The 15,533-nt window shown below is 64.8% G+C and carries 14 protein-coding genes and 1 pseudogene; 9 read left to right on the forward strand and 6 right to left on the reverse strand.

Annotated features, from left to right (window positions below):
• Positions 1-107 precede the first annotated feature (107 nt).
• The 3 genes from H4I97_RS12525 to H4I97_RS12535 all read left to right on the forward strand — a co-directional run bounded on the left by H4I97_RS12525 (position 108) and on the right by H4I97_RS12535 (position 3,112).
• Complete coding sequence (locus H4I97_RS12525; protein WP_182304971.1) at positions 108-1,451, forward strand: flavin-containing monooxygenase; 1,344 nt, start codon at positions 108-110, stop codon at positions 1,449-1,451.
• The gene (locus H4I97_RS12530) at positions 1,451-2,359 is read left to right on the forward strand and encodes an alpha/beta hydrolase (RefSeq protein ID WP_182304972.1); all 909 of its coding nucleotides are present in this window, start codon (positions 1,451-1,453) and stop codon (positions 2,357-2,359) included. Before H4I97_RS12525 ends, H4I97_RS12530 begins: the two co-directional genes overlap by 1 nt.
• A 63-nt stretch (positions 2,360-2,422) precedes the next feature.
• Complete coding sequence (locus tag H4I97_RS12535; protein WP_182304973.1) at positions 2,423-3,112, forward strand: HAD family hydrolase; 690 nt, start codon at positions 2,423-2,425, stop codon at positions 3,110-3,112.
• 6 nt (positions 3,113-3,118) lie between these two features.
• Here H4I97_RS12535 and H4I97_RS12540 read toward each other — a convergent pair whose 3' ends face one another.
• Together H4I97_RS12540 and H4I97_RS12545 are read right to left on the reverse strand one after the other, a co-directional pair.
• Complete coding sequence (locus H4I97_RS12540; protein WP_244658643.1) at positions 3,119-4,096, reverse strand: diacylglycerol/lipid kinase family protein; 978 nt, start codon at positions 4,094-4,096, stop codon at positions 3,119-3,121.
• Positions 4,097-4,136: 40 nt separating this feature from the next.
• The gene (locus H4I97_RS12545; RefSeq protein WP_182304974.1) at positions 4,137-4,688 is read right to left on the reverse strand and encodes a hypothetical protein; all 552 of its coding nucleotides are present in this window, start codon (positions 4,686-4,688) and stop codon (positions 4,137-4,139) included.
• Between the two features lie 188 nt (positions 4,689-4,876).
• On the opposite strand from H4I97_RS12545, the gene thrC reads away from it, so the two are divergent.
• The 4 genes and pseudogenes from thrC to H4I97_RS12565 all read left to right on the forward strand — a co-directional run.
• A complete protein-coding gene (gene thrC, locus H4I97_RS12550; RefSeq protein WP_182304975.1) occupies positions 4,877-6,283 on the forward strand; it encodes a threonine synthase in 1,407 nt (468 codons plus the stop codon).
• A gap of 21 nt (positions 6,284-6,304) precedes the next feature.
• Positions 6,305-7,603, forward strand: a complete 1,299-nt coding sequence (locus H4I97_RS12555) for a M16 family metallopeptidase (RefSeq protein ID WP_182304976.1) — start codon at positions 6,305-6,307, stop codon at positions 7,601-7,603.
• 61 nt (positions 7,604-7,664) lie between these two features.
• On the forward strand, positions 7,665-8,276 hold the full coding sequence (locus tag H4I97_RS12560) for a GNAT family N-acetyltransferase (RefSeq protein ID WP_182304977.1): 612 nt from the start codon (positions 7,665-7,667) through the stop codon (positions 8,274-8,276).
• 98 nt (positions 8,277-8,374) lie between these two features.
• Positions 8,375-11,188: pseudogene (locus tag H4I97_RS12565) on the forward strand (EAL domain-containing protein); the annotation flags it as partial.
• Positions 11,189-11,227: 39 nt separating this feature from the next.
• On the opposite strand, the gene H4I97_RS12570 reads toward H4I97_RS12565, so the two are convergent.
• Positions 11,228-11,833, reverse strand: coding sequence for a YqgE/AlgH family protein (locus tag H4I97_RS12570; RefSeq protein WP_182304979.1), 606 nt, complete (start codon positions 11,831-11,833; stop codon positions 11,228-11,230).
• Positions 11,834-11,997: 164 nt separating this feature from the next.
• On the opposite strand from H4I97_RS12570, the gene H4I97_RS12575 reads away from it, so the two are divergent.
• Both H4I97_RS12575 and H4I97_RS12580 read left to right on the forward strand, forming a co-directional pair.
• Entirely contained in the window at positions 11,998-12,837 is an 840-nt protein-coding gene (locus H4I97_RS12575; RefSeq protein ID WP_182304980.1) for a protein-disulfide reductase DsbD domain-containing protein, read from the forward strand.
• Between the two features lie 63 nt (positions 12,838-12,900).
• Positions 12,901-13,386, forward strand: a complete 486-nt coding sequence (locus H4I97_RS12580; protein WP_182304981.1) for a peroxiredoxin — start codon at positions 12,901-12,903, stop codon at positions 13,384-13,386.
• A gap of 47 nt (positions 13,387-13,433) precedes the next feature.
• Here the strand turns inward: H4I97_RS12580 and H4I97_RS12585 are convergent, their stop codons facing one another.
• From H4I97_RS12585 to H4I97_RS12595, 3 genes are all read right to left on the reverse strand, one after another.
• Entirely contained in the window at positions 13,434-13,742 is a 309-nt protein-coding gene (locus tag H4I97_RS12585; protein WP_182304982.1) for a Dabb family protein, read from the reverse strand.
• A 115-nt stretch (positions 13,743-13,857) separates the two neighbouring features.
• On the reverse strand, positions 13,858-14,301 hold the full coding sequence (rnhA, locus tag H4I97_RS12590; RefSeq protein WP_148175616.1) for a ribonuclease HI: 444 nt from the start codon (positions 14,299-14,301) through the stop codon (positions 13,858-13,860).
• Positions 14,298-15,266 (reverse strand): homoserine kinase, encoded by a 969-nt coding sequence (locus tag H4I97_RS12595; RefSeq protein WP_182304983.1) that lies wholly within the window; start codon positions 15,264-15,266, stop codon positions 14,298-14,300. The genes rnhA and H4I97_RS12595 overlap by 4 nt, the downstream gene beginning before the upstream one ends.
• Between the last annotated feature and the right edge of the window lie 267 nt (positions 15,267-15,533).

Below are 15,533 nucleotides of genomic sequence, written 5' to 3' on the forward strand. Positions count from 1 at the left end.
AGATGAAGGGCGCGAACAAAAAATGACGCAAGCGTCATTATTATTATTGACGCATGCGTCATTTTTCCTGATCCTTACATCCGTCTTCAGGAGGAGGAGGAACCCCCATGAGCAAACGCGTCGCCGTCATCGGTGCCGGACCCGCAGGCATCACCGCCATCAAGAATTTCACCGACCTCGGTTTCGAGGTCACCGGTTTCGATCGCTGCCAGGGTGTGGGCGGCAACTGGCGCTTCGACGATCCGACCGGCCATTCGAGCGTCTTCGAGACGACCCACATCATCAGCTCGAAATACACCTCGTCCTACGAGGATTTCCCGCTGCCGACCGACGTGGCCGACTATCCCTCGCATCGCATTCTCGCGAAGTATTTCGAGGACTATGCCCGGACGTTCGACGTGCCCGGGCGCATCCACTTCGAAACGGAAGTGGTGGCCTGCCGGCCGGCACCCGGAGACCGCTGGTCGGTGAGCTGGCGGAAGTCCGGCGAGGAGGACGTCCGGACCGAGGTCTTCGACGCCGTCTGCATCTGCAACGGACACCACCACACGCCGAACATGCCGAGCTATCCCGGCACCTTCACCGGCACCTTCATCCACTCGCACGCCTACAAGCGCGCGGCCCCCTTCGCAGGCCAGCGCGTGCTGGTCATCGGCGGCGGCAATTCGGCCTGCGACGTGGCGGTGGAGACGGCGCGAATCTCGGAAAAGACGGCGATCAGCTGGCGGCGGGGCTACTATCTCGTCCCGAAATTCCTTTTCGGCAAGCCGATCGACTCGGTCTTCTATCGCTTTAGCTGGCTTCCGAAGGCACTCCAGCTCAGGCTGTTCGAATGGCTCCTGAATTTCCTGCAGGGACGGAACAGGGACATCGGCCTGCCCGATCCCGACCACCGGATCATGTCGACCCACCCGACCCTCAATTCGGACCTCTATCTCGCCCTTCGTCACGGCAAGGTGCAGCCGAAGCGGGACATCGCCCGCTTCGAGGGCAAGCGGGTCCATTTCGTCGACGGGACCTCGGAGGAGTTCGACACGATCATCGCCTGCACCGGCTACAAGATCGCCCATACCTTCCTCGATCCCGCGCTGATCGACCTCTCCCGCGGTCCGGTCCGGCTCTATCAGCGGATGATCCCGGAGAAGCTGAAGAACATCTACTTCATGGGTCTCTTCCAGCCGACCGGCTGCATCTGGCCGGGGGCGGAGCTGCAGGCGAAGCTCGCCGCGCGCCACCTCGCGGGCCTCTGGTCACCGTCGAAGCCGCTCGGCACGCTGATCGACGAGGAGCTGGCCGACCCGGATTTCCAGCAGGTCGCCTCGCAGCGCCACACGATCACCGTCAACGACATGGCCTTCCGCAAGCGGCTGAAGCGCGACATCGCCCGCTCGAAACCGGCACCGGTCGCGACCCGGATCGCCAGATCTCCGCTTGCCGTGGCAGCTGAGTAATGACGAGCGTCGGGCACAGTACGATCAAGGGGAAGGCGGGCGCGCTCAGCGTCCGCCGCCAAGGGCCGCGGGGTGAGGCAGCGAAGGGGCAGCTGCTGTTCCTTCACGGCGCGTGGTCCTCGACGTGGTACTGGGACATGCACTTCATGCCCCATTTCGCCGAGGCCGGATATGACTGCATCGCTGTCAATCTTCGGGCGCACGGCGACAGCGAGGGCGAAATCCGGTTCGCGACGATCGAAGATTACATCGACGACGTGACCCGGCTGATCGGAGAACTCGACAGCCCGATACTGATCGGCCACTCGATGGGCGGCTTCATCGCCCAGCACATCGCCGCACGGCAGGCGGTGCGCGGGCTGGCCCTGCTCGCTTCGGTGCCCCATTACGGCTGCTGGAGCGGCTTCCTCAACGTTGTGCGGACGACGCCGTCCGGTGTCCTGCGCTGCCTTTCGACCGGCGACCTGACGCCGATCGTCACCGATCCGGACGCGGCGCGCTCGCTGATGTTTTCCCGCGGGCCGCTGGAGAGCGATATGGACTACATGCTCGATCTCTACGGGACGGAATCGATCCCGGCGCTGTTCGGCATGCTGTTGAAGCGCGTCCGCGGTCTGCCTGCGGCCTCGACGCCGAGGCTCGTCGTCGGCGCCGACCGCGACAGGCTGGTCTCGGCGGCCGATGTACGCCGGACGGCAAGGCGCCTCGGCGTGGAACCGGTGTTCATCCCGAACAGCTCGCACATGCTGACCGTCGACCATCGCTGGCGAACGGTGGCGGCCGTCCTCATGGAGTGGCTCACGATCCATCTCGCCAGACCCGTGCGTGGCGAGCCGGCCGGGCCTGCAGGCTCCGTCGTTCCCGAGGAGGGAGAAGCGGAGAACAAACCTGCCCTGCGCCGAGCGTGATTGTTCTTCCTCGCCCGATCGTGTAGTCAGGCGACCTTCCCGAGGCAGAGGACGAATCTTTCCATGAGCGGTTTCGAGCTGACCATTTTCGATTGTGACGGCGTTCTCGTCGATTCCGAGATCATCGCCGCGAGGGTGGAATCCAAGCTTCTCAACGAAGCAGGCTACCCGATCTCCGTGGAAGAGATGGGCGAACGCTTCGCCGGCATGACCTGGAAGAACATCCTGCTCTCGGTCGAAAAGGAAATCGACATTCCGCTTTCGGCGAGCCTGCTCGACAAATCCGAAACGCTTCTCGACCAGCGGCTTGCCCGCGAGGTCAAGATCATCGAAGGTGTCGCCTTCGCGCTCTCGCGCATCGAGGGCCCGCGCTGCATCTGCTCCAATTCCTCGGTCCACCGCCTCGACAGCATGCTGACGAAAGTCGGCCTCAAGGAGCACTTCGCGCCGAACATCTTCTCGGCCAAGGACCTCGGCGCCGACCGCGTCAAGCCAAAGCCGGATATCTATCTGCACGCGCTCTCGCAGATGGGCGTCGCGGCGAAGAAGGCGGTCGTCGTCGAGGATTCGGTCCATGGCGTGCATGCCGCGCGCGATGCCGGCATCCGCGTCATCGGCTTCACCGGCGCTTCGCACACCTATCCTTCCCATGCCGACCGGCTGACCGATGCCGGCGCCGAGACGGTGATCTCCCGCATGGTCGACCTGCCGGCGGTCATCGCCGCGATGGAGAGCTGGTCGGGCCTCGTCTGATCTCGCTCAGATCTTGAGGGTCAGCGCCGCCGGCTTCATGTCGAAGGAGGCGGCGATGCTTCCCGGCGTCTCGCCATCCGCCTCCAGCAGCGCCGGCCGGTCGTCGAGCGGCTCGGCCTCGACCGAACGCGCCCGGTAGAAACGGACCTTCGGATCGCGGACATGGGCGCCGGAATAGATCTTCTGCAACAGCATCAGAGTCTCGAGCGTCGGGGCGCCGCCGAGCACCGCGACCTCGAAGAGTCCGTCGGAAAGGTCCGCGGACGGTGCGACATGCATGCCGCCGCCGAACCAGCCGCCATTGGCGATCGCCACCGCGGTCACCGGTCCGGCATGCACCTCGCAGCCGTCGAGCACGAGCCGCACCCGGCGGGGCCGGTAGCGCAGGATCGACCGCGTGGAGTGGACGAAGAAGCGCAGCGAGCCAGGCAACCAGCCGCCGCGCGCGGCCCCGTTGACCGAACGCACGACATCGCCCGAGACCCCGAAGCTGGCGATATTGATGAAATGGCGTTCGCTGGTCGTCCCGTCCTCTGTGCGGCAACGCAGGACGCCGGCATCGACCTTCCGCAGGCGCGCGCGGGCGATCACTTCGGCGATGGCGCCCGGCTGCCGCGGCAGATCGAAATTGCGGGCGTAGTCGCCGCCGGTTCCGGCGGCTACGAAGGCGAGCGGCGTGTCGGGACGCGCGGAGGAAAGAATGCCGTCGGCAACCTCGCTGATCGTCCCGTCACCACCGACCGCGATCACGAGGTCGACACCAGCTTCGACGATGCGGCGCGCCAGGAGCGGCGTGCCCCCGACGACGGTCTCGTGCTCCTCGATTATCGGAAAATGCCGTTCGAGCTCGCGCCTGACGCGCAGCCAGCCCGCCTGCCCGAGCGACCACCCGAGGCGGGATTTCTGATGATGGCGACCTTCACCCCTGCCCCGACTTGCAGGGATCGCCGCCTTCCCCTCAAAGGCGGACGATCCGTGCGGCAAACGGCCGGTGAAAACCGGCCGCCCCGCGAAACTCCTTGGATTACTTGGTCTTGTAAGGACCTTCGTCGAATCCGACCTGCACCTTGGTAATGCCCGAGACGTCGCCGGGCACCGTCACCTGCTTGGTGAAAAGGAACTGGCTCGCCTGAGCGGCATCGGCAAGGCTCGCCTCGAACTGGGTGAGCTCGGTATAGACGACCTTGTCGCCGTCGGTGACCGCCACGCGGATCGGCATCTTCAGCGTGCCCGCCTTGCCCATCGGGCCGGCGACCAGGCGACCCTGGACCATGACGTTGATCGTCAGCTGCGTCTCGTCGCGGCTGCAGGAACGGGTCGTGTCGGCAAGCGAAGCCTGGTAGACGACCTTCGCCGGGTCGTCCTTGCCGCCCTTTGCGTAGGTTCGGTAGTAGGCCGTACCGTCACGCAGCGCGATCGTCGGGCAGAAGCCCTGCACCACGGGAGCGACCGCGGGCGTTGCGGCCGGCTTGTCGGCGCCGCCGCCGAGACCGGCACCGGGATTGCCGGCGTTGCAGCCCGCCAGCACTGTCAACAAGGATGCGGCCAAAATCCCGCGCGAGACTTTCAAAGACACGATTCCGAACCTTCCCCATTTCAGGCTGCGCGCAGCCAAAAACCATTCCAATTGAGGCCTTTTCACGACCCTTGCGGATGGTCTATATCAGCGGCGCAGTGAAAAATCGATCCGGTCGCCGGTGTTTCGCTTCAATTTTCGGCCTCGTGCGGGCCTTCGAAGGCAAGCCTTCATTCCCGACAGCAAGGATGACACTCTTGGAATACATCTCTACCCGGGGCCAGGCCCCCAGCCTCGGCTTCTGCGATGCGCTCCTTGCGGGGCTTGGCCGCGACGGCGGTCTCTACGTGCCGCGCGAATGGCCGAAGCTCTCGAAGAAGGAGATCCGCGCGCTTCGGGGCAAGAGCTATCAGGAGGTTGCCTTCGCCGTCCTCAGTCCCTTCGTCGGCGACGAGATCAAGGCCGATGTCTTCCGGGCGATGATCGACGAGGCCTATACGACCTTCCGGCATCCGGCGATCACCCCGCTCGTGCAGACCGGCCCGAACGCCTTCGTGCTGGAACTCTTCCACGGCTCCACGCTCGCCTTCAAGGACGTCGCGATGCAGCTGCTCGCGCGGCTGATGGACCATGTGCTGGCCGAGCGCGGCGAGCGGGCGACCATCATCGGCGCCACGTCCGGCGACACCGGCGGTGCGGCGATCGATGCCTTCGCCGGTCGTTCCCGCACCGACATCTTCATCCTCTTCCCGCATGAGAAGGTCTCGCCCGTCCAGCAGCGGCAGATGACCACCTGCAAGGCCGACAACGTCCATGCGCTCGCCATCCGCGGCAATTTCGACGATTGCCAGAACCTCGTGAAGGCGATGTTCAACGATGCGGCCTTCCGCGACCGGCTGCGCATCTCCGGCGTCAACTCTATCAACTGGGCCCGCATCATGGCGCAGGTGGTCTATTACTTCACCGCAGCGCTCACCCTCGGCGGCCCGGATCGCAAGATCTCCTTCACCGTGCCGACCGGCAATTTCGGCGACGTCTTCGCCGGTTATGTCGCCAAGAAGATGGGGCTGCCGATCGATCGGCTGGTGATCGCCACCAACGAAAACGACATTCTCGCCCGCACCCTGAAGAGCGGTCGCTACGAGATGCGCGGCGTTTCGGCGACCACCTCGCCGTCGATGGACATCCAGATTTCCTCGAACTTCGAGCGGCTGCTGTTCGAAGCTTATGACCGTGACGACGCGGCCGTGCGCGCCTCGATGGAGAGCCTCAGGCAGTCCGGCTCGTTCGAGATCAAGGAGCGCGCGCTTAAGGCGATCCGCAAGGATTTCCGTGCCGCTCGCGCCAGCGAAAAGCAGGTGGAGAAGACGATCCGCACGACGCTCGCCGAGACCGGTTACCTGCTCGATCCGCACACCGCCGTCGGCGTTTTCGCCGCCGCCAAGTTCGAGCGTTCGGCAAGCCCGATGGTGACGCTTGCGACCGCGCACCCGGCAAAATTCCCCGCCGCGGTAAAATCCGCAAGCGGTATTGACCCGGCGCTTCCGACGTGGCTTGCTGACCTGATGGACCGGGAGGAACGTTTCGACATTCTCGACGCAGAGCTTAAAGCCGTTGAAACTTTCATCGGCCAGCATGCCCGCGCGCAAACGTAAACCAGGCGTAGAAAGACGGATATGAAGGTTGAGTGTACCCGGCTGCCCTCCGGGCTGACCGTCGTGACGGAGAGGATGCCGCACCTCGAAAGTGTGGCGCTCGGCACCTGGATCAAATCCGGCGCCCGCAACGAAACACCGGACGAGCACGGCATCGCCCATCTCCTCGAACACATGGCCTTCAAGGGCACGAGGAGCCGCAGCGCCCGCGACATCGCCGAGCAGATCGAGAATGTCGGCGGCGAACTCAACGCCGCGACCTCGACCGAAACCACCGCCTATTATGCGCGCGTCCTCAAGGACCACGTTCCGCTCGCGGTCGACATCCTCTCCGACATCCTGACGGACTCGCTGTTCGACGAGGACGAGCTTGCGCGCGAAAAGCAGGTGATCCTGCAGGAGATCGGCGCGGCGAACGATACCCCGGACGACGTCGTCTTCGACCGCTTCTCCGAGATCGCCTTCCGCGACCAGACGCTCGGACGGCCTATCCTAGGCACGCCGGACACCGTCAAGGCCTTCACCAGCGACGAGATCCGCGGCTATCTCTCCCGCAACTACACGACCGACCGCATGTTCGTCGTCGCTGCCGGCGCCGTCGACCACGATGCCTTCGTCCGCCAGGTCGAGGAGCGCTATGCCTCCCTGCCGACCAAGGCTTCCGCGACCCCGGTCATGGAGCCCGCCCGCTACACCGGCGGAGAAGCGCGCGAGACCCGCGACCTCATGGATGCACAGGTGCTGATCGGCTTCGAAGGCCGCGCCTACCACGTGCGCGACTTCTACTGCTCGCAGGTGCTCGCCAACATTCTCGGCGGGGGCATGTCCTCGCGGCTCTTCCAGGAAGTGCGCGAATTCCGCGGCCTCTGCTACTCGGTCTACGCCTTCCACTGGGGCTTTTCCGATACCGGCATCTTCGGCATCCATGCCGCGACCGGCGGCGAGAACCTGCCGGAACTCGTGCCCGTCATCATCGAGGAATTGCGCAAGGCGTCCAAGACGATCGACCAGCAGGAAATTGAACGTTCGCGCGCCCAGATCCGCGCACAACTCCTGATGGGACAGGAAAGCCCGGCGGCACGCGCCGGCCAGATCGCCCGCCAGATGATGCTCTACGGCCGCCCCATCTCCAACCAGGAGATGATGGAGCGCCTCGAAGGCATCACCACGGAGCGCCTCACCGATCTCGCCGGCCGGCTGTTCTTCGACACGGTACCGACGCTTTCGGCGATCGGACCGCTGGAACAGCTCGCGCCGATGGACGAGATCGCCGGTGCCCTGTCGCTCGGCGATCGATCGGCCCGCAAGGCCGCCATTTAAGGCGGGTCGACCGCCGGGAAGACACGTGCGGCGGAAACGGCCGCCGCTGCGGGGGTAATCGATGGGACGATCGGTGTTTCGGTTTCTGTCACGGCAGCCGGACAAGCCTGATCTTGCAAGCGAATTCCATCGCCTGCGTCTGGCCCGCTACAGCGATTTCGAGCAATGGCATGCGCTGCGGGCGGAAAGCCGCAGTTTCCTGCAGCCGTGGGAGCCGAGCTGGCGCCCGGACGATCTCACAGAGAGGGCCTTCCGCGCCCGCGTGCTGCGCAACGAGCAGGAATACTATGCCGGGCTCGCCGTGCCGCTCTTCCTTTTTTCGCGTTCCGACGACACCCTGCTCGGCGGCCTGACGATCGGGCTCATCCGGCGCGGCGCCTCGCAAAGCTGCATGATCGGATACTGGATGGGCGAAAGACATGCGGGGCACGGCCATATGTTTGCCGCACTTCAACTGGCTATTCCATACATATTCAGGGTCCTCGAGTTGCACCGAATTGAAGCAGCCTGTATTCCAGACAATCAAAAAAGCATCCGGCTGCTCGAACGGACCGGATTTCAGCGGGAAGGCCTTTTGCGCGAGTATCTGAAAATAAACGGACAGTGGCGCGATCACGCCCTGTATTCCAGACTGGCCGAAACTGCCGGCGGGAACAGGGACAAAGAGCGTTGATGAGCTGGCTCCGGAATGACCATGCGTCCCGCGGGCGCCGGATGGTGATGCTTGTCGCCGCGCTGATGTGCGGCCTGATCAGCCTTGCCGCCGCTCCCTTGCGGGCTGCCGAGCCGGTGAAGATCTCGCGCGACGATACCGCGCTCGACCTCACCCCGACCACGGAGATCTACACGAGCCAGGGCGAGGCCTTCCAGGTTTCGACGGCCGCCGGTGCCGACGGCATCCGCCGCCGCATCGAAGTCCGCTCCAGTTCGGAAAACCACCAGGGCGACTGGGCGGTGTTCGCACTCGCCAATGTCTCGGAAGAGCAGCTCGAACGGGTGATCGTCGCACCGCATTTCCGGCTCGCCAATTCCAAGATGTTCTGGCCCGATCTCGGCTCGCAGCGCATCATCGCCATCACCCCTTCTGAAGGCTTCGCCCTCGACCGCCAGCCGAGCGACGAGGCGGACGTCTTCCGCATTACCCTGAACCCCGGCGCAGTGATCACCTTCGTCGCGGAACTTGCGACCCCCAACCTGCCGCAGATCTATCTCTGGGAGCCGAACGCCTACAAGGACACGGTGAACGCCTTCACGCTCTATCGCGGCATCGTGCTCGGCATCGCCGGCCTGCTCGCGGTGTTCCTGACGATCCTCTTCGTGGTGAAGGGCACATCCATGCTGCCGGCGGCGGCGGCGCTTGCCTGGGCGGTGCTCGCCTATATCTGCGTCGACTTCGGCTTCATCGACAAGCTGATCGGCATCACCACCGTGGACCAGCGAATATGGCGCGCCGGCGCGGAGGTGGCGCTGGCGTCCAGCCTGGTGATCTTCCTCTTCACCTACCTCAACCTCAACCGCTGGCACGTGCATCTCGGCTACGCGACCTTCGCATGGGTGCTCAGCCTCGGGCTCGTCTTCGGCGTGGCGATCTACGATCCCTCCATCGCCGCCGGCATCGCCCGCCTCTCCTTCGCGCTGACGGCGACGGCCGGTATCGCCCTCATCGTCTATCTCGGTTTCAACCGCTACGACCGGGCGATCCTGCTGGTCCCCTCCTGGGCGCTGATCCTCGTCTGGCTGTTCGGCGGCTGGCTCACCGTCACCGGCCAGCTCGACAACGACATCATCCAGCCCGCACTCGGCGGTGGCCTCGTGTTGATCGTGCTGTTGATCGGCTTCACCGTCATGCAGCATGCCTTTGCCGGCGGCGCCTACCAGCAGGGCTTGTTCTCCGATCTCGAGCGGCAGGCACTGGCGCTCAGCGGCTCCGGCGACACGGTCTGGGACTGGGATGTCGCCCGCGACCGCGTCGTCACCAGCCCCGACATCTCGCAGCGACTCGGCCTCTCGCCGGGCACGATGCACGGGCCGGCGCGCAACTGGCTGCCGCGTCTCCACCCGGACGACCGCGACCGCTTCCGCGCCACGCTCGACGTGCTGCTGGAGCACCGCAAGGGCCGGCTGAACCACGAATTCCGCCTGCGCGCCGAGGACGGCCATTTCCACTGGCTGCAGATCCGCGCCCGTCCGGTGCTCGGCTCCAACGGCGAGGTCATCCGCTGCGTCGGCACGATCGTCGACGTCACCGAACAGAAGAACTCGATCGACCGGCTGATGCAGGATGCCATGCACGACAACCTGACCGGCCTGCCGAACCGCGAGGTCTTCCTCGACCGGCTGCAATCGGTGCTGGCGCTTGCCAATGACGGCGACGCCATTCGCCCGACGGTCATGGCGATCGACATCGACCGCTACAAGCAGGTCAACGACTCGCTCGGAATCGCCGCCGGCGACAACATCCTCATTGCGCTGACACGTCGGTTGCGACGGCTCCTGAAGCCGCAGGACACGCTCGCCCGCATCTCCGGCGACGAGTTCGGCCTCATTCTCGTCTCCGAGCGCGATCCGGCCAAGGTCGCCGATTTCGCCGATGCCGTCAGCAAGGCGATCATGGTGCCGATCAGCTTCGCCAACCGCGAGGTGATCCTGACGGCCTCGGTCGGCCTCGTCTCCTGGGTGGACCAGCAGGAGAATGCCGCCGGCCTCCTCTCCGATGCGGAGCTAGCCATGTACCGCGCCAAGCGCGCCGGCGGCAACCGCGTCGAACCCTTCCGCCCGGCCTTCCGCACGTCCGGCACCGACCGGCTGCAGCTGGAAACCGATCTTCGCCGCGCGATCGAGCGCAAGGAGCTTTCGATCGTCTACCAGCCGATCGTGACGCTCGCCGATGGTGAGATCGCCGGCTTCGAGGCGCTGATGCGCTGGGACCACCCGAAGCGCGGCAACATTCCGCCCTCCGAGTTCATCCCGATTGCGGAAGGGTCCGATCTCATCGAGCCGCTCGGCATGTTCGCGCTGGAGCGCGCGACCTCGGACCTCGTCGAGTGGGAGCGACACACCGGCCACGTACCGATCTTCGTCTCCGTCAACCTGTCGAGCGCACAGCTCCTCAGCAGCGAGCTCTACAACGACATCCGCTCGATGCTCGCCAAGACCCAGTGCGAGCCGAACCGCATCAAGCTCGAACTCACCGAGACGGTAATGATGGCGAACCCCGAGCAGGCGCGCCTCGTGCTCGGCAAGCTCAAGGAGCTCGGCATCAGCCTGGCGCTCGACGATTTCGGCACCGGCTATTCCTCGCTCGTCTATCTGACGCGCTTCCCCTTCGACACGATCAAGCTCGACCGGGCGCTCGTCTGCGCCGAAGGCGACAAGCGCGAAGTGATGCTGCGTTCGGTCGTCACCATGGCACGCGAAATGGAGATGACGCTGGTCGCGGAAGGCGTCGAGACCGACGAAGCCGCCAAGGCGCTCGCCGACCTCGGCTGCCAGTATGGCCAGAGCTATCTCCTCGGCCCGCCGATCGGCGCCGAATCCGTCCAGAAACTGCTGCGGGAGCGCTTTCCGCTGACCAAGCGGGCGTAAATTCCGGTCCCGACGAGACGAACCGCCCGCCGCTGCCCGTCAGGCGTGGCCGGCGTCGGCCGAAAGCATCGCGGGCGTGACGCCCATCAGGGCGAGCGCACGCTCGTATTTCCCTTCGAGCGCACGGTCGAAGATGATGTCCTCGGTCGCCGGGCAGTTGAGCCAGCCGTTGTTGGCGATCTCATGTTCGAGCTGACCCGGTCCCCAGCCGGCATAGCCGAGCAGCATGGTCGCCCGGCGCGGCCCGCGGCCGTCGGAAATGGCCCGCACGACATCCAGCGTCGCCGTCAGCGAGATGTCGTCGCTGACCGGAATGCTGGAATCGCTCAGGTAATCGTCGGTGTGGAGCACGAAGCCGCGGCCGACTTCGACGGGGCCGCCGCTCTGGATCGGAAAGTCACGGGCGTGCTCCGGCAGCATGATGGCGTCTGCCCGGTCGATCATCTCGAGGTGCAGGAGCACGTCGGCGAAGGTCAGCGATTGCGGGCGATTGATGATGAAGCCCATGGCGCCGGCCTGCGAATGGGCGCAGACATAGACCACCGAACGGGCGAAATTGCCGTCCGCCATGCCCGGCATGGCAATGAGCAGCTGCCCGTCGAGATAGCTGCGCTCGCGGTTATTCGCTAAAGACGAGAAGGGCATCCTACCTCCAACTGCCTCTACGAGGCTTTCGGCGCCGCGCGCTCGGTCTTCGACATGCGTTAATGAGAAGATGGGGCATCGGTCGCGATCTATCAACCAAAAATGATCACGGGCTATCGAGCGTGACTAGAATTGACCCAAAATGGACGCTAAGTCCATGTGACATGTTCACGCCCCGTCCTTTCCGCCTGCTGTCCTCCGCCATCGCGGCGGTCCTTGTCGCCGCGCTCGCACCGGCGCTGCCTGCCCGTGCCGCATCGAGCGACTGGGCACTCAACGAGGGCGGCCGGATGCGGCTCGTCGTCCTCCCGGCCGATGCGGAGGGCCGCCGCCAGGCCGTGCTGCAGATCGAGCCGCAGCCGGGCTGGATCACCTACTGGCGCGAACCCGGGGACAGCGGCGTTCCGCCCGCCGTGACGATGGCGCCCGCAGACGGCTTTACGCTCGACCGGATCGACTTCCCCGTGCCGAAGCGGATCGAGGCCGGTGGCCTCACCGATATCGGTTATGATAATGCCGTGGCCCTGCCGCTTTCGCTTTCCGGACCGCCGGCAGGGAAGAAGGCGACGCTTGAGGCAACCGCCTTCATCGGCCTCTGCAAGAACATCTGCATCCCCTTCCAGGCAGCTCTCGCAATCGACCTGCCGGCAAACGAGGCTGCCGACGCGGACGAAGCCCGCATCGTCGCAGATGCCCTCGCCAGCCTGCCCGGAAAGGCTTCCCCCAATTTCGCCGTCGAGCGCCATGCGATCAGCGCCGATCTCAAGCGCCTGACGCTCGAGGTCTCGCTCCCCGAGGGTGCGAAGGAGGCACAGGCGATCATCACCGGCCCGTCCGGCTACGTCTTCTTCGCCTCCACGAGCGCATCCGGGGCCGGCGGCAAGACGGTCATCGAGGTGCCGGTCGGACACCTGCCGAAGAATTACGCGATCGCCGGCAAGCGCTGGGACGCGCTGGTGATCGCCGGTGGACGGGCGATCGAGACCGTCCTTGCCTTTGACTGACGTCAATCTATATTCCCGGCGAAACGCCCCACCGCCACAACGATCCCCGCAGAGGAGAAGCCAATGACGATCGCGATCGGAGACAAACTGCCCTCGGCCACCTTCAAGGAAAAGACGCCGGACGGCCCTGTCGAGATCACCACCGACGAGCTCTTCAAGGGCAAGCGGGTCGTCGTCTTCGGCGTACCCGGCGCGTTTACGCCGACATGCTCGCTGAACCACCTGCCCGGCTATCTGGAAAACCGCGACGCGATCCTCGCCCGCGGCGTCGACGACATCGCCGTGATCTCGGTCAACGACTGGCATGTGATGGGCGCATGGGCGCAGGCCTCCGGCGGGATGGGCAAGATCCACTTCCTCGCCGACTGGGACGCCTCCTTCACCAAGGCGATCGGCCTCGACGCCGATCTCTCGGCCGGCGGGCTCGGCGTGCGCTCGCAGCGCTATTCGATGCTGGTCGAGGACGGCAGGGTCAAGACGCTGAACGTCGAGGACATGACGAGCCAGGCGACGGTGTCCTCCGCCGCGACCATGCTCGAGCAGCTCTGACGGGGTAGCCGCCGGAACGACCGCGGCGGGTCCCGCTCGCCGCGTCGTCAGATTTCCATGTCGAAGACGAGGACGCCGGAAAGCCCGCCGTCGGTCGCGCGCACGATCCGCTCGGCGACCTCGAGATGGGCCGGGTGCTGCAGATAGTAGTCCCGCACCTCAGCATCCTCGAAAGTGACGATGAAGCCGTCGACGAAGCCGCCGTCGAGCCCTTCCGTCGAGACATTCGGCCCGCAAGCCACTTCCACGATGCCGGGGATGACGTCCTTCAGCGCGGTGATGCCCTCATAGATCGCCTGTTTGTCGGCGGCTTGCGTGGCCGCCTTGAAGCGCAGGAATACGCAATGCCGGATCATGTGGACCTCCCCTCCGTCACGTCAGGGCAAACAATAGGGACGGCTCGGGCTTTGACAAGCCGCCAAATCATCGCGGCCGGAGAAAGCCGTGGATGGCGGCGGCGCGCCCGCAGATTCAACGCCCTCTCTTGAACGGCTCCATGCCGAGGCGGGCGAGTTCGTCGGCGCGCTCGTTCTCCGGATGGCCGGCATGGCCCTTGACCCAGTGCCAGGTCACCTTGTGGCGGCTGCGCGCCTCCTCCAGCGCCTGCCAGAGCTCGGCATTCTTCACCGGCTTCTTGTCGGCCGTCTTCCAGCCGTTCTTGCGCCAGCCGAAGATCCACTTCGAGATGCCGTCCATCACGTATTTGCTGTCGGTGTGGAGATCGACCTCGCAGGGCGATTTGAGCGCGTTCAGCGCACTGATCGCCGCCATCAGCTCCATGCGGTTGTTGGTCGTCTCCGCCTCGCCGCCGGAGAGTTCCTTCTCGACGCCGTTGTAGCGCAGCACCGCGCCCCAGCCGCCGGGGCCGGGATTGCCGGAGCAGGCGCCGTCGGTGAAAATCTCGACATGCTTCATGCGGTTTCAAGCCCGTATTCGGCGGCGGAGGCCACCTGCCGGTGGAAGCGGAGCTTCCGCAGATATTCGATCGGGTCCTTCTTGACCACGAGGGCGCCCTCGGGCGTGGTCAGCCAGTCGTAGAGCCGCGTCAGGAAGAAACGCAGCGCCGAGCCGCGCGCCAGAACCGGCAGTGCGGCGATCTCCGCCGCACTCAGCGGACGCACGGCGTTATAGCCGTCGAGCAACGCCATGCCCTTGGTGATGTTGTAGGAGCCATCCTTTTCGAAGCACCATGCGTTCAGGCAGATCGACACGTCGTAGGCGAGCATGTCGTTGCAGGCGAAATAGAAGTCGATGAGGCCGGAAAGCTGGTCGCCGAGGAAGAAGACGTTGTCGGGGAAGAGGTCGGCATGGATGACGCCCTCCGGCAGGCCCTTCGGCCAGGCCCCTTCGAGAAACGCGAGTTCGGCCCCGATTTCCTCTTCGAGGCCGCTCAGCACCTCGTCGGCCCTGCCCGCTGATTTCGCCCAGAGCGTCTTCCATCCGTCGAGGGAAAGCGCGTTCGCCCGGCGAAGCGCGAAGCCATCGGACGCGATGTGCATCCCGGCGAGCGCCCTGCCGACCTCGCGGCAATGGGCGGGCTCGGGCTTTCTCAGCCACATGCCTTCGAGAAAGGTAATCAGGGCGGCAGGGCGGCCGGACAATTCTCCGAGCAGGGCGCCGTCATGGCGTGGCAGCGGCAGCGGACAGTTGACGCCGCGCGAGGAGAGATGGTGCATCAACCCCAGGAAGAACGGCAGGTCGGATTTCTCTACCCGCTTCTCGTAGAGCGTCAGGATCAGCGAGCCGGCGGTGGTGTGCAGCAGGAAGTTGGAATTTTCCACGCCCTCGGCGATGCCCTTGTAGGACATGAGTTCGCCGGCGTCGTACTGCGTCAGGAAGGCCTTGAGGTCGACCTCGTTGATATCGGTATAGACTGCCATGATCCGTCGTCGGTTTGTCGCTGGTTGGTGAAGGCATACAGCGGGCGGGCGGCGAGCACCAGCCCCGCACCGGATCGCGGCACAGGAATCGAAAAACGCCTCGCCGCGGATAAAAACAGCGCAGGCACGTCGAAATTGTCTTCAGGAATTTCCATTGAAAACGTTCATACAATTTCTGATCACCCCACGAAAATCCGCTGATTTCCAGAAAACAAGGAAAGAACAAGCACAACGGAAAATATGAAACACCCTTGTATTTTCGTGAGA

The sequence above is a fragment of the Ciceribacter thiooxidans genome, from assembly GCF_014126615.1.
GTDB classification, from domain to species: domain Bacteria; phylum Pseudomonadota; class Alphaproteobacteria; order Rhizobiales; family Rhizobiaceae; genus Allorhizobium; species Allorhizobium thiooxidans.

Excerpts from the sequence above, each read along its gene's own strand:
- H4I97_RS12525 (WP_182304971.1), top strand. The coding sequence starts at position 108 with ATGAGCAAACGCGTCGCCGTCATCGGTGCCGGACCCGCAGGCATCACC.
- H4I97_RS12530 (WP_182304972.1), top strand. The coding sequence starts at position 1,451 with ATGACGAGCGTCGGGCACAGTACGATCAAGGGGAAGGCGGGCGCGCTC.
- H4I97_RS12535 (WP_182304973.1), top strand. The coding sequence starts at position 2,423 with ATGAGCGGTTTCGAGCTGACCATTTTCGATTGTGACGGCGTTCTCGTC.
- thrC (WP_182304975.1), top strand. The coding sequence starts at position 4,877 with ATGACACTCTTGGAATACATCTCTACCCGGGGCCAGGCCCCCAGCCTC.
- H4I97_RS12555 (WP_182304976.1), top strand. The coding sequence starts at position 6,305 with ATGAAGGTTGAGTGTACCCGGCTGCCCTCCGGGCTGACCGTCGTGACG.
- H4I97_RS12560 (WP_182304977.1), top strand. The coding sequence starts at position 7,665 with ATGGGACGATCGGTGTTTCGGTTTCTGTCACGGCAGCCGGACAAGCCT.
- H4I97_RS12570 (WP_182304979.1), bottom strand. The coding sequence starts at position 11,833 with ATGCCCTTCTCGTCTTTAGCGAATAACCGCGAGCGCAGCTATCTCGAC.
- H4I97_RS12575 (WP_182304980.1), top strand. The coding sequence starts at position 11,998 with ATGTTCACGCCCCGTCCTTTCCGCCTGCTGTCCTCCGCCATCGCGGCG.
- H4I97_RS12580 (WP_182304981.1), top strand. The coding sequence starts at position 12,901 with ATGACGATCGCGATCGGAGACAAACTGCCCTCGGCCACCTTCAAGGAA.
- H4I97_RS12585 (WP_182304982.1), bottom strand. The coding sequence starts at position 13,742 with ATGATCCGGCATTGCGTATTCCTGCGCTTCAAGGCGGCCACGCAAGCC.
- rnhA (WP_148175616.1), bottom strand. The coding sequence starts at position 14,301 with ATGAAGCATGTCGAGATTTTCACCGACGGCGCCTGCTCCGGCAATCCC.
- H4I97_RS12595 (WP_182304983.1), bottom strand. The coding sequence starts at position 15,266 with ATGGCAGTCTATACCGATATCAACGAGGTCGACCTCAAGGCCTTCCTG.